Raw genomic sequence first — 22,371 nt, forward strand, 5'->3', positions numbered from 1 at the left:
AGCCGACGATCCCGGTGCCGCCGGGCATGCCCGTGCAGGCTGTGCCACCACAGGGCTGCGGTACGACTTCCCAGTCAAACGCATCGCCGACCTGGCTGTCGAAACGCGCGGTCTGCCAGCTGCCGGAATAATAATAGACGAGCTGGCCATTGATGAATTCCTGCGCGGCGTCGCGGTAGGTATTACCGCCCTGTCCGGCCCACACGTCACGCGCCATGGTTCCGTCCTTGTTCCACTCCACGAATTTCTTCACGAAAGTCGTAAAGCCCTCATCGACGAGAATCGGCTTGCCATCAGCATCGAAAATCTTCGCGCCATAGGAAATGGCCGGGCCGGCGATGCGGTGGCCGGAGCGGTCGATCGCCATCGGGTAAGGCGTGCCGGTCGCCTTGGCGACGGCGGTGGCGGCCTTCGCCCAGTCGTCCAGCGTCGCATCCTTGCCGGGAACGGCGACGTTCGCCTGATCGAACAGGGTGCGGTTAATGAAGGCGCCGGTAATGGTCAGCTGCGTGTGCATGCCGTAGATGCCCTTGTCATCCGGGCCGCTGCGGTACCATTTCAGCACATTCGAGAAGTTGTCTTCCCAATATTTCGCGTCCACATAGGGCGTGAGATCGAGATAATAGCGGTTGAGGCCGCCCAGATCGGTCACGGTCGCGAAATCAGGACCGCTGCCGCCGGCGAGCTGCACGGGCAGGCCTTCCAGCAGTGCCTTGTAGGGCACGACGTCGGTAACGATCTTCACATCAGGATGCTGCTTTTCGTAACGGGCGAGAATATCCTTCAGGATTTCGCAGCCGTTGCCGTCATAAGCGCACGTAAAGCGCACTTCCTGGGCCGCCTGGGCGGCACCGGCCAAGGACGCCGCGCCAATGGCGAGCGCCAGTGCCATGCTGTATTTTGTGGTCATCTGGTTTCCTCCCGTTAGATGATTATGCTTTGGCGGATGCGCTCGGAGCCCAACCCTTAATCCACTCGCCCTCGGCGGCATCGGACAGACGAACAGGTTTCCCTTCGCGCACCGACCGGTAGATGGCCGTCACGAGTTCGATGGACTGCAGGCCGTCATTGACGGTCACTTCCTTGCCGCCGCGTCCTTCCATCGCGTCGGCAATGGCTTCGACAAAACCGGCAAAGCCGTTTTGACCATCAGCGACCGTCGCCAGAACCGCGTCAATCTGATCCTGCGCGGTCGGCGCGCGGGCGATGAAGCGCCAGGTGTCTTCGGCCGGGCGATAGGGCAAGGTGCCGCTTTCAGCCGTAAAACCTTCGAAGCAGAAACGCAGGCGGGACGTGTCATTGGCCGCACCAAGCGTGACCGAGCTGGTTGCCAGCGCACCGTTTTTCATGCGGAAGCTGAGCGCGGCGCTGTCTTCGGTTTCGATTGGATTGACCCGCGTATCGGCCATGGCGAAAACTTCCTCGACCGGGCCCAGGACGTAGCAGAGCAGATCATGGGCATGGATCGCGTGACCGAGGATCGCACCGCCGCACTCACCCTTCCAGGTGCCGCGCCAGGGAATGTCGTAGTAGCTCGCGCCACGGTTCCAGTGAACTTCCGAGCTAGCGACGAAGGCCTTTCCGGCAAGACCGGCATCAATCAGCGCGCGTAGCTGCCGCATGGCCTGCCCGAACCGGTACTGGAACACGGGAAAGACACCGCGACCCGTCTTCTTGACGGAATCGATCAGCGCATTCGCCTCTTCGAGGGAGCGGACAAGCGGCTTTTCGCAGACGACGTCCTTACCCGCTGCATGCGCCTTCAGCGTCACCGGAAAATGCAGATGGGGCGGCAGGCAGACGTCGATGAGCTGAATGCTCTCATCGGCCAGGACCTCATCGAGATCAGTGGTCACGCGAATGGAGGAATCATCGCCAGCGACCGAGCGGGCACGTTCCAGATCAAGATCGCAGATCGCCCTGACGGCGAAGCGATTGGGAAGTGCCCGGTACCCTTTCAGGTGCTCTGCGCCGATGCCGGCGCCAATAATGGCGACACCGATCATTTCGAAGCTCCCTCGGCCTTTGCCTGCGCCTGCAGCGAGAGGTCGCAGACCTTGAAGACATGCTCCTGCGTCATCGCCGTTTCCGTACGGTTGCGGATGTCGTCGCAGATGCGGGCGAAATAGGGCAAGCCAGCGCCGGAAGCATCAATATACTCGCAGCGATCGCCGTTGACGAGGACGAGGCGGTCCGTGCCTTCGGTGTTACCCACATCCACATATTTGCGCAGTTCGATGTAGCCCTCGGTACCGAGAATGGTCAGACGGCCATCACCCCAGGTCGGCAGGGCATCCGGCGTGTACCAGTCGACGCGAATATAACCGTGACCCTTGTCGCCGCGCAGAACGACTTCGCCGAAATCCTGCAGGCCCGGGTCGCCGGGGTTGGCGTAATTGGCAACGGTGGCGGACACGACCTCAACCTCGGTCGAGCCGGTGAAGAACATGAACTGGTCGATCTGGTGGCTGGCAATATCGGTGATGATGCCGCCGTAAGCTTCGCGCTCGAAGAACCACTTCGGGCGGATCTGGCGGTTGAGGCGGTGCGGGCCGAGGCCAACAGTCTGGATGACGCGACCGATGGCGCCCTGGGCGACGAGTTCAGCGGCCTTGGTGACGCTCGGCACTTCGAAGCGCTCAGAGAAATCGATCGTCCAGATGCGCTTGGTCTTCGCCACGGTCTGGCGCAGGCGATCTAGCTGTTCGAAGGTGGTGCAGCCGGGCTTGTCGGACATGACATCCTTGCCGGCTTCCATGGCGGCGATCGCGAGATCGGCACGCTTTGACGGGATATCGGCGATCACGACCAGATCGATGGAGCCGTCAGCAAGGAGGGCCTCTTTCGTTGCCGCGCGCGGCACATCTGGAAAGCGTTTGACGAAGCCTTCCACGACGTCGGGCTCGCCCTCTGTCCACCAGCCGGCAAATTCCGCGCCGGCGTCCATCAGATTCTGGGCCATGCCAAAAATGTGCCGATGCTCAATCCCGAGAGCGACGAACTTGATTGCTTTACTCATCCTGCAGTTCCACTTCCTTGCCGGTGTCGGCCGAGTTGATGATCGCTTCGATCAATCTGTGAGACAAAAGAGCCGCTTCACCGGTGACGACCGGCGGGCGTCCTGAAGAGATGGCGTCCGCGAAATCATCGAAGACGCCCTGATGCCATTCATGTGTGAAAGCCATCGGGTCGGCGCCGCCGCCCGTGCCAGCGGCTGCGCCGCCAAAAGTTTCCTGCCGCCCGTCGCGCCAGTCGACATGCAGCAGGCCGGAGGCGAGCCGCAGGCTGGCATTGTCGAAATGCAGCAGGATCGATTCTGCCGCGCCGGGGAAACTTGCCGTGCTCGCCACCAGCGAACCGACAGCGCCATTCTTTAACCGCAGGCCGGCAGAGACATAATCTTCGGTTTCCATGCGGTGGAAACGCGTCGTCGCGGCCATGGCCTGAACACGGGCGACCGGGCCCGCCAGGCTCAAGGCAAGATCGATCGTATGGATTGCCTGGGAGATCAGAACCCCGCCGCCATCGCGCGCCAGCGTGCCTCGGCCCGGTTCGTCATAGTAGGACTGTGCGCGCCACCAAGGCACGGAGATTTCGCAGAGGCCCAATGTGCCGAGCGTGCCGCCGTCAACGAGATCGCGCGCCTTTTGCGAGGCAGCCCGCATGCGGTGCTGGAAGATGATGCCGAGCGTGACACCCGCTTCGCGACACAAGGCGACGAGACCATCTGCTTCCTGCGTGTTGCGAGCGACGGGCTTCTCCATCAGAATGTGCTTGCCCGCCTTCGCGAGCTGCTCAACGATATCGATACGGGCATTGGGCGGCGTTGCGACGATGGCGAAATCGACATCCGCGTCACGAGCCGCTTCCTCGACCGAGGAATAAACGATGACATCGTGTCCGGTATGTTTCGACGCTTCGGCGGCCAGAGCCCTGGCGCGGCCGGAACCGCCATCGACAATGCCTTTTAGACGAATTTTTTCAGGGCTTGCCGCACAGGCGAGCACATGCGTCTTCGCGACCATCCCGGCGCCAACGATGACACAGGTCTTGATATTTTGCATTTCGGGAGCCTCCTTCCCAATGCGCGATCATTTGCATACCGGTATGCCGGTTGTCAACAGACTTGTGTTCCGGTATACCGGTTTTGAAAACGCTGGAGGGTCAATGCCGAAAATTCCCGTGACAGGCGGCTCCGTGCCGACAATGGAGCGACTGGACCTCAACCGTCCGGTGGTGGACCAGATTTACTCCGCGCTGAAATCGGCAATCCTGTCGCGGGAGCTTTTTCCTGGCCAGGCCGTCTCGGAAAACGAGATCGGACAATCTTTCAACTCCAGCCGCACGCCGGTGCGCGAGGCGCTGAGCCGCCTGCGCGACGACGGCCTGATCGTCACCCTTCCAAGCCGCGGCACCTATGTTTCGCGCCTATCGGAAAAAAACATCCGCAGCGCGCAATTCATCCGCGAGGCGCTTGAGGTCGCGGCCGTCCGCAGGCTTTGCCAGATGGGCCTGACACCCGAGGCTGAGCAGGAGATAGAGCATGCGCTAAATGGCCAGCGGGCGGCGACGCATAACGGCGACAGAAAGGCGTTCCGCATCCATGACGACCAGTTTCATAGCGCTCTAGCCGCCGCAACCGGTCTGGAAAGACTGGAGTCGTTACTAATCCGCGAAAAGGCAGGGCTGGATCGCCTGCGCGCCCTCGCCATCACCGACGAGGCGCATATGGCTAGGCTGCTTTCCGAACATGAAGCGGTTTATGACGCCATCAGGGCGGGTGACGAGGCCCGCGCGACTGATAATTTGCAAAAGCACTTGAGGCGCGTCCTCGGCATTCTCTCGCAGGTCTTCGAAAACCATCAAGATTATTTCGAGTAAGTCTGCAGCATCTCATTTAATGGTTCGAACGTCATGAATACCCAATTGGCCGGTCAAGCGATTGCCATGTCGCAGGCAAGACTTCTGTGCGACACGATGAGCACGCTCGCCGAATCCCCCGTCTGGGACGAACGGCGGCAGGTGCTTTTTTGGTGCGATATTCTCGGCAAGACAGTGCGGTCTGCCGCCCTTGAGCCTGGCCGCTACCGCGAATGGTCGTTTCCTCACACTGTATCGAGCCTGGGACTTTGTGAAAACGGTGATCTGGTCGTTGCCTGCGGCATGGAGATTGTCATCCTCGATCCCGAAAACGGCGCGATGCGCCTCCTTCATTCCATCCCCGCACCGGAAGGCATCCCATGCCGGTTAAATGATGGACGGATTGGACCAGACGGCGCCTTCTGGGTGGGAACCATGCACAATGTGCCGCTTCCCGACATGAAACCGCATGGCGAGCTCTGGCGGATCACCGAAAAGAGCGCGGAGCGCATGCAGACGGGGCTGACCTGCCCGAACGGCCTCGCTTTTTCCCCAGACGGATCAATCATGTGGCAGAGTGACTCCGTCCAGAAATGGATACGCCGTCGCAGGTTTGACAGGGGCAACGGCACGTTTGACGAAGGCGTGCTGGTGGCGGAGATGACCGAAGAAACCGGAAGGCCCGATGGCGGCTGCCTCGATAGCAGCGGCACCTATTACAGCGCTGGCGTTTCCGCCGGCTTGCTCAACGTTTTCGGACCTGACGCCGGGCATGGGGTGGCACTCGCCGTTCCTGTTCCACATCCCACCATGCCGTGTTTCGGGGGCCCCGACTTCGACATCCTTTTCCTGACATCACACCGCCACAACATGTCAGAGGACCGGCTGAAAACAGCGCCGCTTTCGGGCGGTGTCTGGATGATCCCAACGGAAAAGAAAGGCTTCCCCGGCTTCCGTTTCGGCGACGCCGGATAATACGCACTCGGACCGCTACTCCTCCCGGAAAGCGCGACTGATCTGGTCCATCAGCGGTTTGGCGATATAGGAGAGCGCGGTTCTTTCGCTTGTCTGGATGAAGACTTCAGCCGGCATGCCCGGCAGCAGTGTCGCCTTGTTGAGCCTTTCCCTCTCGGATGCGGTAAGGGAAATGCGCGCCAGATAATAGGAGAGGCCGCTGCGCTGATCTATTGTTACATCCGCCGCGATGCGGCTCACGTGGCCTTCCAGTTCCGGTGTAACCCGCTGATTGAAGGCGGTTAGTCGCACCATCGCCCTTTGCCCCACCTGCAATTGGTCAATATCCTTGGACGCAATCTGAACTTCGAGCGCAAGTTGATCATCATCTGGGACGATAAGCATGATAGGTTCCGCAGGCGTCACCACGCCACCCACGGTATGAACCGCCATTTCATGAACGAACCCGGACTGCGGCGCGACGATATCGATGCGCTTCAACTGGTCCTCGGCGGCGACCTTGCGCTCGACAAACTCACCCATCTGGGCCTGTATCTCGCGCAACTCCCGGCCGACCTCAGTGCGCAGCTCCTGATCGATCTGCAATATCTGGAGTTTTGTCTCGGTGATACGGCCGGCAGTCTGTGCCTGATAGGCGATTTTTTCCCCACGTTCGCCACCGAATGTCGCCGCCTGTGTCTGCAAAGTGTTCAGCCGCTGCACCGAAACGACGCCCTGTTCGCGCAGGGATTTCTGCGAGGCGATTTCAGCCTGCAGCAGCGCAAGGCCATTCTCATATGCGACTTCCTGCGCCTTCAGGCCTTCGATCTCATGTTCGAACTGAGTGATGCGTTCGTAAAGCTGCGCCTTGCGCCCTTCCCGATACGATTTGCGGAACTCGAACAGCTTGGTCTCGCTACGCATGGCTGAGGCGACATCCGGCTGATCTTTCCGCATCATCAGCGCCTGTGGAAAGATGAGCGCCGGTAAATCGTCGCGCTCCGCCTCCAGCCTTGCCATGCGCGCCGTCAACTCATCCAGACGTTTGCTGACGATCGAAAGACTGGCGCGGCTCTGAGTGGCATCGAGGCGAATGACGACGTCACCCGTTTTGACCCTGTCACCCTCGTTTACCAGAATTTCGCCGACGACACCTCCGCTCGGGTGCTGCACCTTCTTGGCATAGCTATCCACGACAAGATGACCGGACGCGACCACAGCCCCGGCAAGATTTGTCGTCGCCGCCCATCCCCCGACGACGCCCAACAGCGCAACGCCTGCCACGAGGCCGACGATAAGGTGTTTTCGGATGGAGCGGGATAAAGGAGAGTGCAGATTATGCTTCGTCATCCGCATCCCTTCCACTCCCTTCAAGCGCCGGCGTTTTAGGCTGCGCATTGGCAACGACGCGAAGCGGTGAGATTGTCTGAGCTGATGCCGTAAATCCTTTGCCTGCCTGACCTCTTGGAAGGCGCAGCACCTTCGAAAGAACCTCGTCGCGTGGGCCAAGAGCTCTCATCTGCCCCTCTTCCAACATCAGGATGAAATCGACGGCGCCGATGGCGCTGGGCCGGTGGGCGACAACGATCGCGATGCCGCCCCGTGTCTTGACGGAAGAAATGGCACTGACCACGGCGGCCTCGCCTTCCGCATCAAGGTTCGCATTGGGTTCATCCAGCACAACGATAAAGGGATCGCCATAAAGAGCCCGGGCGAGGCCTATGCGCTGACGCTGACCGGCAGAAAGCGCTGACCCCGCCTCGCCGATGTCATTGTCATACCCCTTCTCAAACCGAAGGATCAGCTCATGCGCGCCAGCAGCCCTGGCAGCAGCAATGATTGCCTCGGGGTCCGGACTATCCTCGAAGCGGGAAATATTCTCACCGATCGTGCCGTCGAACAGCTCCACACCTTGCGGAAGGTAACCGATATGTCGACCAAGCGCCTCACGGTCCCACTGTTCGAAACTCGCACCGTCCAGCCGCACCTTCCCCGCCGCCGGTGTCCAGACGCCCGCGAGAACGCGGGCAAGTGTGGATTTTCCCGAGCCCGAAGGACCGATGACACCGAGCGCATGGCCAGCAGTCAGGTTGAAGCCGAGGCTGGTGACGGTGGGCTTTCTCTTCCCCGGCGGAACGATGGTGACGTTTTCGACCAGCAGTTCTTTTTCCGGCCGAGGCAAGGCCATGGTGGTGTCATCGGCGTTCACGCGGCTGAAAAGCTCTTTCAGCCGCGCCCAGCTCTGCCGCGCGGCCACCAGGGACTTCCAGTTCGAAATGGCGAGATCGACAGGGGCCAGCGCCCTGCCCATCATGATCGAACTCGCGATCATCACGCCAGCGGACGCCTCCTGCTTAATGACGAGCCACGCCCCGACAGCAAGAATTGCCGATTGCAGCACGACCCTCAGCGATTTCGCGATATTGCCGAGACCGCTGACCACATCGCCCGCGCTGCGGTTGGCAGCGAGATAGGCGTCGTTGGAGTGCTGCCAGCGTTGGCTGAGACGTCTGCCGAGTCCCATCGCCTGTACGACTTCAGCATTGCGCCGCGAGGTTTCGAGCTGCCGGTTGCGGACCATGTTTTGCACCATGGTGGCACGGCTGGGCTTCTGAGAGAAGATATTGGTGAGGATCGTGAGGCAAACCAGCAGTATCGCACCGGCAAGCGCCGTCACGCCGATCCAGACGTGGAACAGAAAACACAGCCCGAGATAAAGCGGGATCCACGGCAGGTCGAAAAAAGCCGTCGGCCCCATGCCGGAGAGAAAGCCGCGCACATTGTCGAGATCGCGCAGCGGCTGCAGGCCATCACCCGGCATAGGTCTGACGAGCGGCAGGCGGACCACCGCATCATGCACCCTTGCGGCATAACGCGTATCGAAATCTTCGCCGATGCGGATCAGAATGCGGGCGCGAATGACATCGAGCAGACACTGGAAACAATAAAGCCCAAGGGCGAGAATGCCGAGACCGACCAGCGTCGGAACGCTGCCGCTCGCAAGCACCCGATCATAGATCTGCAACATAAAGAGCGGCGCCGTGAGCGCCAGAATGTTGACGACACCGCTGATGAGCGCAACACCGAGAAACGTGCCCTTAAGCGGCGCGACAACCGCCACCGTCAGAGACTGCGGCGGTGTCTGCTGGTGGTTCTGAAAGCCCACAGGCTGGTTTTCCTCTACGCGGCAAACGCCGATGCACGACAATCATCAGACCTTCAGGCCGATCACCGCTCAACGACGCCGACCCGGCCGGACCTTTACCACGAGGATAACGGCATTCGTTGTGGCCTTGTACCACAACAAATTACCCACCAGACTGCGCATGCACCTCCCCCACGCCGTCAGATGGGATTATCCACCGCACCGAAAACGCCATCTGGGGAACCTTTCTGCAATGAGGTTGGGGAAAGCTGCGACCCCTACACCTCATTTTTCCGCCCGGTCGAAAAGATCGTCCAATCGTGGCTTTGCACGACCGGGAACATTCACTGTCCTGTAGCTCTGCGGCAGGCCCGCATCGCCAACCTTGATGAGCATCACCATGCCCATGCCGTAATGCGGCGAGCATTTGATGCCGTAAAAGCCCGGCTTTTCGAAACCGGTCTCGAACTCATCGTTGATCCGGCTCTTGAAACCTTCGGCACCTTCCGGGACCATGCCGTCGATGGTCGCGGCGTTGTGGCTTTTGTGGATGGGCACAAAGCGCACGCGGTCACCGGGCTCGATTTTGACAAAATCGGGTTCGAATACCATCGGGCCCTTTTCGCCGCGGTTCAGCATTTTCACCTCGAAGGTCTCGGCTAAGGCCTCAAGTGGAAAGGCTGTGAAAGCCGCCGCAATCACGGCAACGATGCAAAACGGTCGGATCTTTTTCGGGGCGTCTGCCAGCATCAAATTACTTATCGTGCCAGTTCTTTCCTTGGATGCTCCGCCAGTCCATGCGCCGGCAGAAAACGTATGTGCGGAAAGCCTCTCTCGTCCATGGTAACCACGCAGTCCACGCCGAACACCTCGGCGATCGTCCCGGAGGTGAGAACCTCTCGCGGCGGGCCGACGGAGATCATCTCGCCGCGATGCATGACGGCGATGCGGTCGCAGAACATAGCGGCGTGATTGAGATCGTGCAGCGCTGCGACGACTGTGAGACGCTGCCGCTTTACCAGATCGAGCAGGCTGATCTGGTAGCCGATGTCGAGGTGATTGGTGGGCTCGTCCAGCAGCAGGATTCGTGGTTCCTGCGCCAAGGCCCGGGCAATATGCAGGCGCTGCCGTTCACCCCCGGAAAGGTGGTGCCAGCCGCGCTCGGCCTTATCGGCCATATCGACATTAACAAGTGCCGCATCGACAATGGCGGTGTCGTTCGGCGACCAGGCGGACAGCGGCCCGAGATAGGGCGTGCGCCCAAGCTCCACGGCCTGTCGCGCAGTGATGCGCTCGGTGGTTTCGGCCTGTTGCTCCACGAAGGCAAGCAGGCGCGCGATGTCGCGTCGCCCCAGTGAACCAAGCGGCTCGCCGCCAAGCGCAACGTGCCCCCGGCGCGGCTTTCGGATGCCGGCCAGCATGGAAAGCAGTGTGCTTTTGCCTGAGCCGTTCGGCCCGATGATGCCGAGGAACTCCCCGGAGCCGACCTCAAGGGAAACACCGCGCACAATATCGGCGTTACCGGCATGGAAATGCAGGTCACGGGCGGATAGCTTCATGACCGCCCCCTTCTCTGCCCCAGGATGAAGGCAAAGGCGGGCGCGCCGACGAGCGCGGTGATGACGCCGATCGGCAGAACCTGACCCGGTATGACGATGCGAGATAGAATGTCGGCGACGATCATAAAAACGGCCCCGGTTAGCGCCGTCACCGGCAGCAGGATGCCATGGCGAACACCGACGAAGATGCGTGCGGCGTGGGGAATGACAAGGCCCACAAAACCGATGGACCCGACCAGGGACACCATTGAAGCTGTCATGATCGCGGAAACCGAGATCAGCACCGTATAGACCCAGCGTACCGGGATCCCAAGCGATGCTGCCGCCTGGCCGCCGAAAGCGAAGGCGTCTAGCGCGCGGGCATACCAGAGGCAGATGAGAAGTCCCGCAAGGCTGACAGGTAGCGCCAGCCAGACATCCGGCCAGCGCACGCCGGAGAGATTGCCGAGCAGCCAGAACATGATGCCGCGTGCCTGCTCGGCATTGGCAGATTTGGTGACGATGAACGAGGTTACGGCATTGAACAACTGCGACCCGGCCACCCCCGCCAGAATGATGGCGCTGTTACCGTGTCCAGCTCGCACGGCAAGAAGGCTGACCAGTGAAAACGCGATGAAAGCGCCGATCAGGGCCCCTGCCGGCATGGTCAGAAACCCCGCACCGAATCCCAAGAGGGCGACAGCGACGGCGCCTGTAGAGGCGCCGGCGGAAATACCGAGAATATAGGGATCGGCAAGCGGATTGCGCAGTAGCGATTGCAACACTGCTCCGGCAAGCGCCAGCGAAGCCCCACAGCAGGCGGCAACGACAGCGCGGCTCAGACGATAGCTCCAGACGATGCCTTCATCCAGCGGCTCCAGCGGAAAGCCCGCATGAAAGACGCGATTGGCAATCGTTTTTGCGACCACGTCAAATGGAATGGCTGTCTCGCCGATGGCCGCTCCGGCCATCAGCGCTATCAACAGCAGGGCGAGCGCGGCAAAAACCAGGCCCGCCCTGCCGAGATGGAGGGAGAGGCCGTTCACTTGGCGAGGCCGGCAGCCGAAATCGCCTCGGCCAGCGTTTCGATGCCTTCAATGGTGCGAATGGTCGGGTTCATCGCCTGCGCATCCATTTCGAACACATGGCCTTGCCTGACAGCAGGCATGATGCTTGCCACCGGGTCAGTTGCCAGAAACTTCAGCTTGACGGCAATGTCATCTGCAGGGAAGCGGCGGCGGTCCATCTTGCCGGCGACAACGATAGACGGGTTGGATTTGGCGATGGTTTCCCAGCCGACCGTGGGCCATTCCTCGTCGCTTTCGATGACATTCTTCAATCCGAGAGCAGACATGATGTAACCCGGAGCGCCGTTACGGCCGGCGACGTACGGGTCGATATCCAGTTCGGCGCTCGAGAACCAGAAGACGGCCGAGAGCTTGCCATTGGCAGAAGCGATCTTGGCTCGGGCGGCGTCCTCTCGCTTCTTCAGGTCGGCGACGACTTCCTCACCGCGATCCTGCACGTTGAAGATTTTGGCAAGGTCACGGATTTCCTGGTAGATTAGTTCCATGGTGAAAACCGTGTTGCGCACGCCATCGCCGCCGCCGGAATTGTCTTTGCCCAGGCAATCGGCCGGCGAGGTGTAAACGGGAATGCCGAGCTCGGCAAATTGCGCCGGCGTTCCGACAACACCCTCTGGGCCGATCTGCCATTGGAACTGTGTCGTCACGAGATCCGGCTTCTTGCCGACAACCGCCTCAAAGCTGGGATCGTTGTCGGCCAATCGCTCGATCTTGGCGTTGGCCTCTTCGTAGCCCTTCAGAACCGGACCGATCCACAGCGCCGTGCCGACAACCTTGTCGGCGAGGCCAAGCAGGTAAAGAACCTCGGTTGTGCTCTGGCCTACGGATACGGTACGGGCCGGCGTTTGCTTGAAGGTGATCTCCTGACCGCAGCTGTTGATTGTCAGGGGGTAGGTGGTTTCGGCACCCTGCGCGCCAACGGCGGGCAAGGATGCAAAGGCAACCGCCACGATGCCGGCGAGAGCCGGCAGGCGTCTAAAATGAAACATGTGTTCTCCAGTCGAAAGTAAACTTATTCCAGAGCAGCAGGCGTTAGAACGCGCACCAACAGCGGGACGTCTTGTACGGAGAACGATGATCGGATGCAAACAAAATGTAACGTAATAACATTACAGTCTCCTCCTCCGGGCTTCCCCGCCCGTAACGATGGTTCATATTTTGACGGCAGGTCTCCTGGCTCACGAATTTGCGCCACTCATCTGCCTTCCCGCATTCCGGAGAATCCAGTGGCATGACGCCATGAAGCGCCACGGGGATGAACGACAATCCGCTTACAGTTGCGGGGGCAGCCACGGCATTGGGCGAAAGTATCGCCCGCACCATGTTCCCTATTAATCCCTTCGCCTTTCGGCTGCAGGAACCGTCATATACTCACATAAGGGGCAAGAGGCGGGGCGTCAATTGCGATCGTGTCGCAGCTTGGAACAAAGACCGCCAGCTAGCCCGCTGCAATGAAAAGCCAACAAGTTGCCGGCGTAAAAACCGGCCACAAGCCCCAAGCGCGCAGGCGATACCGTTTCTCGGCATCTTCGACAAAATCCAACCGCTAAAAAGCCGCTGTACGGTTGACGTCTCCGTTCAACAACACGGCGGCATCGGAAAAAGGGCTGTCAGTTTTCCCATCGACCCGGCAGGATTTCGCCGAAACCGCTGTAAGGTCACAACAATCTACCGAAATCTTCTTCACTTCAGCATACAAACGCAGCCGGTGACTTTTAGGCTCTGCGACGGTGAAGCGCGGAGAGAGCCATGAACGCCATCGAAATTCTGGAGCGTCTTGTCGGCTTTCCCTCGGTCGTCGGAACCGCCAATGGCGATATTGCCGGATGGATTGCCGATTATCTGCGAAGCCACGGCGCGAAGGTCTCGCTGCTTGCCGGCCCGGAAGGGGACCGCGCCAATCTCTTTGCGAGCTTCGGCCCGACGGATGCCAGCGGATACATCCTGTCCGGCCACATGGATGTGGTGCCCGCCGGGGAGCCGGAATGGTCCTCCGACCCCTTTGCGCTCAGAGCCGAGGGCGAGCGTCTTTACGGCCGAGGCACCACCGACATGAAAGGTTTCCTTGCCACGGTTCTCGCCGCGGCGCCGGCATTTGCGCAGATGTCACTGAAGCGGCCGGTTCACATCGCGTTTTCCTATGATGAGGAGGCGGGCTGCCGGGGTGTGCCCCATCTGATCGCCGCTTTGCCGGATCTTTGCGCAAAACCAGCGGGCGCGATCATCGGTGAGCCGAGCAATCTGCGCGCTGTGCGTGCTCACAAGGGCAAGGCAGCCGCACGCATCACCATTCGCGGCCGCTCCGGCCATTCCTCACGGCCCGATCAGGGCGTCAACGCGATCCATCTCATGACAGGCATCATGGCAAAGGCGGTGGAAACTGCCCAAGCCCTCACGCAGGGCCCCTTCGAAGGCACGTTCGAGCCGCCTTACTCCTCCCTGCAGATCGGCACCGTAAATGGCGGGCAGGCGATCAATATCGTCCCGGACCTGTGCACCATCGAAGTGGAAGCACGGGCCATTTCCGGTGTATCGCCGCTCGCCCTGCTCGAGCCATTGCGTGAGAGCGTCGAGAGGCTTGCAGCCAACGGGACAGACGTTCAATGGGCACCGATGAGCGACTACCCTGCGCTTTCGCTTGCCGCTGACGCGCCGCTCGTCAACCTCATGGAGCAGCTGACAGACGCGCCGTGCATTGACGCCGTCAGCTACGGTACGGAAGCCGGACTTTTTCAGGCTGCCGGTATCGACGCCATCATTTGCGGTCCGGGCGACATCGGCCGCGCCCACAAACCGGATGAATATATCACCACCACAGAACTGTCCGCCTGCCAGTCGCTGCTGGAAAGGCTTGCCCATCGATGTGCGGCCTGAACCTTCGAAAACCGGATTTCACATGACGTTCTTGTTTAACTCAGATGCCAGGCGCGGCAAGATTTTCAGGCAGGCTCTTGCCCGTGATCTGCCCGACCTTCCCTTTTCGATTGAGCCACAGACCGTCGATCCGGATGTGGTGCGCTATCTCATTACCTGGACCGTGCCCGATGATATCGGCCGTTACCGCAATCTCGAAATCCTGTTTTCCATCGGCGCGGGTGTCGATCAGTTCCAGATCAATGCGGTTCCTGCCCATGTGAAGGTCGTGCGCATGGTGGATGAAGGCATCATCCGCATGATGCAGGAATATGTGAGCTTTGGCGTGCTTGCGCTGCATCGCAACATGCCCGCCTATCTGGATCAGCAACGTCAGAAATTGTGGAAGGCCCTGCCCCAGCCACAGGCCGAAGAGCGTCGGGTCGGAATTCTCGGCCTCGGCATGCTGGGCGTTGCGGCGCTTGAGCGGCTGAAACCGTTCGGTTTTCCGCTTTCCGGCTGGAGCCGCTCGCCACGTGTGATCGACGGCGTCACCTGCCACCATGGCGAAGCGGGATTGAATGATATCCTCGCGACAAGTGATATTCTCGTTTGCCTGCTGCCACTCACGGACCAAACCGTGGGCCTGCTGAACCGGCATCGCCTAGCCATGATGCCTGAAGGCGCGGGACTGGTTCACGCCGGGCGCGGCAAACAGCTGGATCATGATGCGCTCATCGAGGCGCTGGACAGCGGCATGCTTTCGGGCGCGGTCATTGACGTCACCGAACCCGAACCGTTGCCACAGGACCACCGCTTCTGGACTCATCCGAAGATTTTGCTGACGCCGCATATCGCCAGCGTCACACAGCCCCACTCCGCAGCCCGCACCGTCATCGAAAACATCAAGCGGTATGAGGCCGGCGAACCGCCGCTTGGCCTCGTCGACCGCGCCCGCGGCTATTGATCATCTGTTCCAAGAAAGGACCTCCTCATGTCACTCCTCAAGACGCTCGATACCAGACCCACCTTCGAACCAAAGGCTTCGAAAGCCCTGCCAGAGCGCCTGATCTCCGGCGATCCTTCCTTCAAGACCTGGCCACTGGACGAGGCCCGCGACGGCACCGTGCACACCGGCATATGGGAAGCGACTCCAGGCGAGAGCCGCTCGATCAAGGGTGAAACCTTCGAGTTCTGCCACATTCTTGAAGGTGTCGTCGAGATCACTCCGGATGGCGGCGAACCGCTGCGCTATACGGCAGGGGACAGTTTCGTCATGAAGCCCGGTTTCGTTGGCGTGTGGAAGACGATCGAGACCGTGCGAAAGATCTACGTCACCGTGACCGGTTGAGTTGACGTTTTGAATTCCCGGTGTGGGCCGAACTGGTTTGCATCCGGGAACTTCACCACGGATGGACGCACCGAAGATTGCACTGTCCGTCAGTGGCAAAACAGGATTTTCGTTCACCGCCCCCGCAGCAGTCGGCCGATGCTGCTTGCCACCAGGGATTAGCTTGAGGCGTATCCACAGAGGGTTTCAGATGTCGCTGAGCTTCGATCCAGAGAGAATTTCCTTGCCGATCGGCCACTTCATCGGCGGCAGGCTGATTCCGGCCGAAACCGGTATCGACATGCACCGCCCCTCGGATGGCGTGGGCTATGCCGGTTGCCCCAAGGCGGATGCATCGGTTGTCGATGAGGCCGTGCAGACGGCAAAGACAGCGCTCAAAAACAGCAACTGGGGTGGCGTTCGCCCGCGCGAACGAACCAAGGTCCTGCAACGCTGGGCCGATCTGATCGAGCAGGAAGCCGAGACGCTGGCTAAAATCGAGGCGCTGTCCTCGACAAGGCCCGTGGGTCAGCTGATTTCAGGCGACATTGCCGTCACCGCCGAACAAATTCGCTTCTTCGCAGAATTCGCCGACAAGGAAGGCGGCGATCTCGTGCCGACCGACGATACGAGCCTCGGCATGATCATGACTGAACCCTACGGGGTCGTCGGCGCCATCACGCCTTGGAATTTCCCGGTCTCCATGGCTGGCTGGAAGCTCGGCCCCGCGCTTGCCGCCGGCAACGCCGTGGTGCTGAAACCGTCCGAAATGACCCCCTTTTCCAGCATATTCATGGCTCAGCTGGCGATCAAGGCCGGGCTCCCCGCCGGCCTCATCAATATCGTTCTGGGTGACGGGCCGGTCACTGGCAATGCCATTACCGGACATCCCGACATCGCCAAGGTCAGCTTCACCGGCTCCACAGCCGCTGGCGCCGCCATCATGGCCAATGTCGCCCGCACCGGTATCAAGCCCATGACGCTGGAGCTTGGCGGAAAGAGCCCGCAAATCGTCTTTGCCGATGCGGATATCGAAAAGGCGGCGGCGGCCATTGCCGGCAATATTCTCTCCAACGCCGGGCAGGCCTGCGTTGCCGGCTCCCGCATCATTGTCGAAGAAAGCGCGGCGGATACCCTTTCCGCCGCGATCATCGCCCGCATGAAGGCGGTGAAGCCCGGCCCAACCTGGGACGAGGCCACCCAATATTCGCCTGTTATCTCCGAAGTGCAGCGCAAGCGTATCGACGGCATCGTGCAGGCGGCGATCGCCCATGGCGGCGAATGCCTGATCGGTGGCGCAATCATGGACGGCCCCGGCTATTTCTACCAGCCGACGCTGATTGCCAATGTCGACCAGAGTTCCCCTGCCGTGACCGAGGAAATCTTTGGTCCGGTGCTGACGCTGCAGACGTTCCATACGGAAGAGGAGGCTCTGGCGCTTTCCGATCATCCGACCTACGGTCTGGCCGCTGGTCTTTTCAGCCGCGACGTCTCGCGTGTCCTGCGCTTCTCACGCGCCATTCAGGCGGGCACGATCTGGGTCAACCGGTATGGCCGGTCGCGCGACCATATTTTGCCGACGGGCGGGTACAAGCGTTCCGGCATCGGCAAGGATCTTGGGCGCGAGGCCTATCTCGCCAACCGTAAGAGCAAAAGCGTCCTCATCGGACTGTAACAGGGGAATTCTCTTGAAAACGCATCGCATCGCACTCATTCCCGGGGACGGCATCGGCAAAAGCGTCACTGATGCCGCATGGCAGGTACTGAACGCCGCAGCCAAGTCGTCCGGTTTTGCGCTCGAGGGCACGGAATTTCCCTGGTCCTGCGCCTTCTACAAGGAAACCGGGGCGATGATGCCGAAGGACGGCATCGAAACGCTGCGCGGCTTCGACGCCATCATGCTCGGCGCAGTGGGCTGGCCGGCGGAAGTGCCTGACTCTGTGTCGCTGCACGGTCTGCTGCTGCCCATCCGCAAGGCTTTCGTGCAATATGCCAATATCCGTCCGCACCGGCTACTATCAGGCGTGCAGGGGCCCTTGAAAGCCGATGGCTTCGATATTCTCTGCATTCGCGAAAATACGGAAGGTGAGTATTCCGGCGCCGGCGGCCGCGTGCATCAGGGCACGGAGGACGAGGTGGCTGTCGAAACATCGATCTTCACCCGCAAGGGCGTGGAACGGATTTTGCGCTTCGGTTTCGAACAGGCGCAAAAGCGCCGCGGCAAGCTCGCCTCTATCACCAAGTCCAATGCCCAGAAATATTCGATGGTGTTCTGGGACGAGGTGACCCACAAGCTCGCGGCAGAATATCCTGATGTCGATGTGACCAGCTACCACATCGACGCCATGGCGGCGCGCATGGTCATGGCGCCGGAAAGCCTCGATGTCGTGGTCGCCTCCAACCTCTTCGGCGATATTCTGACCGATCTCGGTGCGGCCATTCAGGGCGGCCTCGGTTTTGCCGCTTCCGCCAATATCAGTCCCGACCGCAGCGCGCCCTCGATGTTCGAGCCGGTGCATGGCTCTGCGCCTGACATCGCCCATCTCGGCATCGCCAACCCCATCGCCGCCATCTGGTCCGGAGCGATGATGCTGGAGCATCTTGGCGAAAAGGATGCGGCAGCAAAGATCATGACGGCGCTGGAAACGGCGACTGGTCGCGGCATCGGCACGGTGCCGGGCAAGGACAAGACGGACACCATCACCGCCGCGGTTGTCGCGGCACTCGACTGATTTCGGAGACTTATGATGCAGGGCTTGAAGGACAAGGAACTCTTTCGCCAGACGGGCTTCATCGGCGGCGCATGGAAAGCGGCGGCGTCGGGCAAGGCGGTGGACGTCGTCGATCCGGCGACGCAGGCGGTGATCGGCACCGTTCCTGACATGGACGGCACGGAAACGCGCGCGGCCATCGAGGCCGCCAATGCCGCCTTTGCGCCCTGGAAAAAGAAAACCCACGCGGAGCGTGCGGCGCTGCTTGAAAGATGGTTTGCGCTGATGATCGAGAATATCGACGATCTCGCACTGATCCTGACCACCGAACAGGGCAAACCCCTTGACGAAGCCAAGGGCGAAATCCGCTACGGCGCATCCTTCGTCAAATGGTTTGCGGAAGAGGCCCGGCGCATCGGCGGCGGCACCATTCCCTCACCTACGCCCGACAGGCGCATCGTTATCCTGAAAGAACCGGTCGGTGTCTGCGGCATCATCACGCCGTGGAATTTCCCCAATGCCATGATCACCCGCAAGGTCGCGCCCGCACTCGCAGCGGGCTGCACCGTGGTTATCAAGCCCTCGGAATTCACCCCCTATTCGGCGCTGGCGCTTGGCGTTCTCGCAGAGCGGGCCGGCATCCCGGCAGGGGTCATCAACATTGTCACCGGCATGCCGACAGATATCGGCAATGAAATCATGGCCAACGAGACGGTTCGGAAAATTTCCTTCACCGGTTCCACCCGCGTTGGCTCGCTTTTGATGCGCGGCGCAGCCGACAGCATCAAGCGCCTGTCGCTGGAACTCGGCGGCAATGCGCCCTTCATCGTTTTTGACGACGCCGATCTCGATCTTGCGGTTGAGGGCGCGCTCCTCTCGAAGTTCCGCAATGGCGGCCAGACCTGTGTTTGTGCCAACCGCCTTCTTATCCAATCCGGCGTGTATGACGCCTTTGCGAAAAAACTGGCCGATCGCGTCGATGCGATGCGGGTCGGCCCTGGAACCGAGGCAGGCGTCTCCATCGGGCCGATGATCAACGAACCGGCCATCGCTAAAATCCGTGCGCATGTTGACGACGCCGTATCAAAGGGCGCGACAATCATCACCAAGCCGCGCCAACTGCCGGAAGGCCCGCAATATACCGCACCCGTGGTCCTGACGGGCGCTACCACGGCCATGCAACTGGCCAGCGAAGAGACATTCGGGCCCGTCGCACCGCTTTTCCGCTTCGAAACGGAAGAGGAAGCGCTCGCCATCGCCAACGGTACGCCGTTCGGCCTCGCCGCCTATTTCTACACTGAAAGTCTCAAGCGCGCCTGGCGCGTGGGTGAAGCCCTGGAATTCGGCATGGTTGGCCTCAATACCGGCCTCATCTCCACCGAAGTCGCCCCCTTCGGCGGCGTCAAACAATCCGGGCTTGGCCGCGAAGGTGCACAGGTTGGCATTGAGGAATATCTGGAAACAAAGGCTTTCCACATCGGCGGCCTCCCCTGATCCCCATTTTCTCCCCGCCTAAAGGGCCGCGCTGCGGCCCTTCTTTTTTCGAGAAACGCACACCGTCTATCTGTCTCGAAAGACACGCGCAGGAACATGGTGTCCACGAGAGGATTCGAACCTCCGACCCCAGGATTCATACCACTTCGGCTTTCGCCGCCGCTTGCGCGTTCGTGGTCTGGACTGTCCCTTCACCATTGGCACTGATGCCGTTAGGTGCTGCCCGTCCAGTCTCTACACACTTCCCCGAATTTCTCCGGGGCTTGGCTCGGGATTGGCATGCTGGAAGCCCAGCGAAGCGTTCCCCGACTTTGAGCAGTTTGATTGTATAGGTTTCCCAGTACAACCCCCAATTAAGGAATCCTGTGCTCTATCCTGCTGAGCTACGTGGACACACACGATTTTCAATAGCTCACACGAGCTAACCGGGCAACCGCTCATTTCGAAAAACGGCGATCAGTCAACAGCCGGGATTGGATATGCCGAAATGACGGAACTCATGGCCGCGACCGCGGCTGGAGCCATCGCGACAAGCTGACATTATTTGCGGTCGGTTCTCATCGCGATCCTGCGAATAGGCGCCGTACAATTGACCGACGAAGTAGGCGTCGCAGCGTTGCGACGCCCTCTTTCCACTGATAGACCTTCAGAACTTGACGCCAAGGCCAACCTTGACGACGTGTTCAGTGACGTCACCGGTCGAAGTGATTGGGCCGGTTTGGTAGGTTTCCTTGCCGAAGTCGTTGTAACGATATTCCACGCGTCCAAACAGGTTGTTGGTGAACGCGTAGTCCACACCTGCACCAACCGTCCAGCCGTGCAATACCTTGCTGTCTGCGCCAAACGGCGCTTTGACTTCGCTGTCAGTTGCCGCGTATCCAGCGGCGGTATAGATCAGCGCCCGGTCGATCGCGTATCCGGCGCGCAGACGCGCAGAACCGTTCAGGCCTGACGAGACCTCGCTGGTGACGATGGTTTTGTCGCCCCAGGCGTAGCCGAGATCGCCCTCGACGCCGAGAATCACGGAGGGAGCAACTTCAGAATTGTAGCCCACGAAGCCAGAAAAACGACCGCCGTCAAAGTCGTGCTTCGTGGTGACACCAAAAGTTGTCGACTTGACCCGGTTCTGGCCGTAGCCCGCAGACGCGCCGAGATAAACACCATCCCAGGAAAAGGCGGGCGCAACGTCGTTGACAACAGGTGCGGACGGAATGTCGCTGACCGCGTCTGCGGCTGCAGCCAGACCGTAAGAAACGCCTAACATGGCGAACGCGAAAAATGATTGTTTCAACATGCGATAGCTCCTTGAAAATAACTCCCGCTCACCTGCGGATCGCGATTTTCGCGACCGGGAACGCAGAACTGTGACGGGGTTTTACGCACCCATAGATTGAAGCACATCATGGTTAAATTCCCGTAAATCGCCACAGTAGAGAGGCTACACTGGCCGTATTCCTGTGAATGCCAGCGGTATCCCAAAATATAAGTTAGGGTTTATGCGATCGCCTGGAGGTGGTTGCGGCGCTTCACCCAAAACTGGTATTCAGCCGCCTGCCACATGGCGGGCGCGATAACCCACCCTGGTTGCGAAAGCTCCGGTATCACGTCGCGGTTAACCCGCACTCTGACGTTCCCCAGCACGCCCGCGTGGCATCAGGTCGAAATTCGGTCCCAATTTCTGCTAGAGTCGGGCCTCCGAGATTCGACGTCAGGACAGACCGTATAATGAAAAGACGACTATTGCTTCTTGCGGCTGGGCTGATTTCCATTCCAGTGGCGGCTTCGGCGCATCCGCACATTTTTGCGGAAGCCCGCATGGAAATCGTCGAGGGGCCGAATGGCACCGTTCAGGAAGTACGCAACATCTGGCGTTTTGACGAGATGTTCTCCGCAAGCGTGGTGATGGATTACGACAAGAACAGCGACCTGAAGCTGGACAAGGACGAGCTGGCCGAGATCGGCAATACGGTCAAGGAATCGCTTGCCGAATATTCCTTTTACACCTTCATCACCGACAACGGGAAACCGGTGGAGTTTTCCAAGCCCGATACCATTCATGTCGACTACAAGGACCAGCAGATCCTGATGTTCTTCTCGGTGAAGCCAGTGAAACCGCTTGCCGTCAAGGGCAAGCTCAGTTTCGGCGCCTGGGATCCGACCATGTATACGGCGATCGATTTCGCCAAGGACAGCGATATCGCCACACAGGGCAAGGATCTGAATGCCTGCAAGCACCATATCGTTCGCCCTGACCCCGACGAAGTGATCTCGCAGAACCAGAGTTCGCTGACCGACGCCTTCTTCAACGATCCGACGGGCACCGACATGACCAAGCTCTTCGCCACCCGGCTGGAGATATCATGCTGAGCCGCAGGGCAAGCCTTGCCGCCGTTGCCATCGG

At 60.2% G+C, this 22,371-nt stretch carries 20 protein-coding genes and 1 riboswitch; of the genes, 9 read left to right on the forward strand and 11 right to left on the reverse strand.

Annotated elements, in window-relative coordinates; translation table 11 throughout:
- From ACUTJJ_RS19580 to ACUTJJ_RS19595, 4 genes are all read right to left on the reverse strand, one after another.
- Nucleotides 1–910 (reverse strand): ABC transporter substrate-binding protein (locus ACUTJJ_RS19580; protein WP_445543162.1); only part of this gene is annotated, 910 nt, incomplete at its 3' end.
- A gap of 22 nt (nt 911–932) precedes the next feature.
- Complete coding sequence (locus tag ACUTJJ_RS19585) at nt 933–2,006, reverse strand: Gfo/Idh/MocA family protein (RefSeq protein ID WP_445543163.1); 1,074 nt, start codon at nt 2,004–2,006, stop codon at nt 933–935.
- A complete protein-coding gene (locus tag ACUTJJ_RS19590) occupies nt 2,003–3,019 on the reverse strand; it encodes a Gfo/Idh/MocA family protein (protein WP_063949153.1) in 1,017 nt (338 codons plus the stop codon). Before ACUTJJ_RS19590 ends, ACUTJJ_RS19585 begins: the two co-directional genes overlap by 4 nt.
- A complete protein-coding gene (locus ACUTJJ_RS19595) occupies nt 3,012–4,064 on the reverse strand; it encodes a Gfo/Idh/MocA family protein (RefSeq protein WP_445543164.1) in 1,053 nt (350 codons plus the stop codon). Before ACUTJJ_RS19595 ends, ACUTJJ_RS19590 begins: the two co-directional genes overlap by 8 nt.
- A 103-nt stretch (nt 4,065–4,167) precedes the next feature.
- Between ACUTJJ_RS19595 and ACUTJJ_RS19600 the strand changes: the two genes are divergently transcribed.
- A complete protein-coding gene (locus ACUTJJ_RS19600; RefSeq protein ID WP_445543165.1) occupies nt 4,168–4,881 on the forward strand; it encodes a GntR family transcriptional regulator in 714 nt (237 codons plus the stop codon).
- Nucleotides 4,882–4,914: 33 nt separating this feature from the next.
- Nucleotides 4,915–5,835, forward strand: a complete 921-nt coding sequence (locus ACUTJJ_RS19605) for an SMP-30/gluconolactonase/LRE family protein (protein ID WP_445543166.1) — start codon at nt 4,915–4,917, stop codon at nt 5,833–5,835.
- A gap of 15 nt (nt 5,836–5,850) precedes the next feature.
- Here the strand turns inward: ACUTJJ_RS19605 and ACUTJJ_RS19610 are convergent, their stop codons facing one another.
- From ACUTJJ_RS19610 to ACUTJJ_RS19635, 6 genes are all read right to left on the reverse strand, one after another.
- Entirely contained in the window at nt 5,851–7,164 is a 1,314-nt protein-coding gene (locus tag ACUTJJ_RS19610; RefSeq protein ID WP_445543167.1) for an HlyD family type I secretion periplasmic adaptor subunit, read from the reverse strand.
- Nucleotides 7,151–8,980 (reverse strand): type I secretion system permease/ATPase, encoded by a 1,830-nt coding sequence (locus ACUTJJ_RS19615; protein WP_445543168.1) that lies wholly within the window; start codon nt 8,978–8,980, stop codon nt 7,151–7,153. Before ACUTJJ_RS19615 ends, ACUTJJ_RS19610 begins: the two co-directional genes overlap by 14 nt.
- A gap of 264 nt (nt 8,981–9,244) precedes the next feature.
- Nucleotides 9,245–9,709: a pseudoazurin gene (locus tag ACUTJJ_RS19620; RefSeq protein ID WP_445543169.1), complete on the reverse strand. Its 465-nt coding sequence runs from the start codon at nt 9,707–9,709 to the stop codon at nt 9,245–9,247.
- A gap of 8 nt (nt 9,710–9,717) precedes the next feature.
- Complete coding sequence (locus ACUTJJ_RS19625; protein ID WP_445543170.1) at nt 9,718–10,518, reverse strand: ABC transporter ATP-binding protein; 801 nt, start codon at nt 10,516–10,518, stop codon at nt 9,718–9,720.
- A complete protein-coding gene (locus tag ACUTJJ_RS19630; protein ID WP_144576596.1) occupies nt 10,515–11,543 on the reverse strand; it encodes a FecCD family ABC transporter permease in 1,029 nt (342 codons plus the stop codon). The genes ACUTJJ_RS19625 and ACUTJJ_RS19630 overlap by 4 nt, the downstream gene beginning before the upstream one ends.
- On the reverse strand, nt 11,540–12,571 hold the full coding sequence (locus tag ACUTJJ_RS19635) for an ABC transporter substrate-binding protein (protein WP_445543171.1): 1,032 nt from the start codon (nt 12,569–12,571) through the stop codon (nt 11,540–11,542). The genes ACUTJJ_RS19630 and ACUTJJ_RS19635 overlap by 4 nt, the downstream gene beginning before the upstream one ends.
- Nucleotides 12,572–12,728: 157 nt before the next feature.
- Nucleotides 12,729–12,961: riboswitch (cobalamin riboswitch) on the reverse strand.
- A 370-nt stretch (nt 12,962–13,331) separates the two neighbouring features.
- Here ACUTJJ_RS19635 and argE point away from each other — a divergent pair.
- The 6 genes from argE (at nt 13,332) to ACUTJJ_RS19665 (ending at nt 19,970) form a co-directional block, all read left to right on the forward strand.
- Complete coding sequence (argE, locus tag ACUTJJ_RS19640; RefSeq protein ID WP_296067254.1) at nt 13,332–14,456, forward strand: acetylornithine deacetylase; 1,125 nt, start codon at nt 13,332–13,334, stop codon at nt 14,454–14,456.
- Nucleotides 14,457–14,478: 22 nt separating this feature from the next.
- The gene (locus tag ACUTJJ_RS19645) at nt 14,479–15,402 is read left to right on the forward strand and encodes a 2-hydroxyacid dehydrogenase (RefSeq protein ID WP_445543172.1); all 924 of its coding nucleotides are present in this window, start codon (nt 14,479–14,481) and stop codon (nt 15,400–15,402) included.
- Between the two features lie 27 nt (nt 15,403–15,429).
- Nucleotides 15,430–15,786: a cupin domain-containing protein gene (locus tag ACUTJJ_RS19650; RefSeq protein ID WP_445543173.1), complete on the forward strand. Its 357-nt coding sequence runs from the start codon at nt 15,430–15,432 to the stop codon at nt 15,784–15,786.
- A gap of 190 nt (nt 15,787–15,976) precedes the next feature.
- Nucleotides 15,977–17,440 carry an aldehyde dehydrogenase family protein gene (locus ACUTJJ_RS19655; protein ID WP_445543174.1) on the forward strand — a complete coding sequence of 488 codons (1,464 nt, stop codon included), beginning with the start codon at nt 15,977–15,979 and terminating at the stop codon, nt 17,438–17,440.
- 13 nt (nt 17,441–17,453) lie between these two features.
- Nucleotides 17,454–18,497 carry a tartrate dehydrogenase gene (locus ACUTJJ_RS19660; protein WP_445543175.1) on the forward strand — a complete coding sequence of 348 codons (1,044 nt, stop codon included), beginning with the start codon at nt 17,454–17,456 and terminating at the stop codon, nt 18,495–18,497.
- A gap of 15 nt (nt 18,498–18,512) precedes the next feature.
- On the forward strand, nt 18,513–19,970 hold the full coding sequence (locus ACUTJJ_RS19665; RefSeq protein ID WP_445543176.1) for an NAD-dependent succinate-semialdehyde dehydrogenase: 1,458 nt from the start codon (nt 18,513–18,515) through the stop codon (nt 19,968–19,970).
- A gap of 646 nt (nt 19,971–20,616) precedes the next feature.
- Here the strand turns inward: ACUTJJ_RS19665 and ACUTJJ_RS19670 are convergent.
- Nucleotides 20,617–21,264: an outer membrane protein gene (locus ACUTJJ_RS19670; RefSeq protein ID WP_445543177.1), complete on the reverse strand. Its 648-nt coding sequence runs from the start codon at nt 21,262–21,264 to the stop codon at nt 20,617–20,619.
- A 431-nt stretch (nt 21,265–21,695) separates the two neighbouring features.
- Between ACUTJJ_RS19670 and ACUTJJ_RS19675 the strand changes: the two genes are divergently transcribed.
- Nucleotides 21,696–22,337, forward strand: a complete 642-nt coding sequence (locus ACUTJJ_RS19675) for a DUF1007 family protein (protein ID WP_445543178.1) — start codon at nt 21,696–21,698, stop codon at nt 22,335–22,337.
- Nucleotides 22,338–22,371 lie beyond the last annotated feature (34 nt).

The organism is Agrobacterium sp. DKPNP3 (assembly GCF_052686535.1).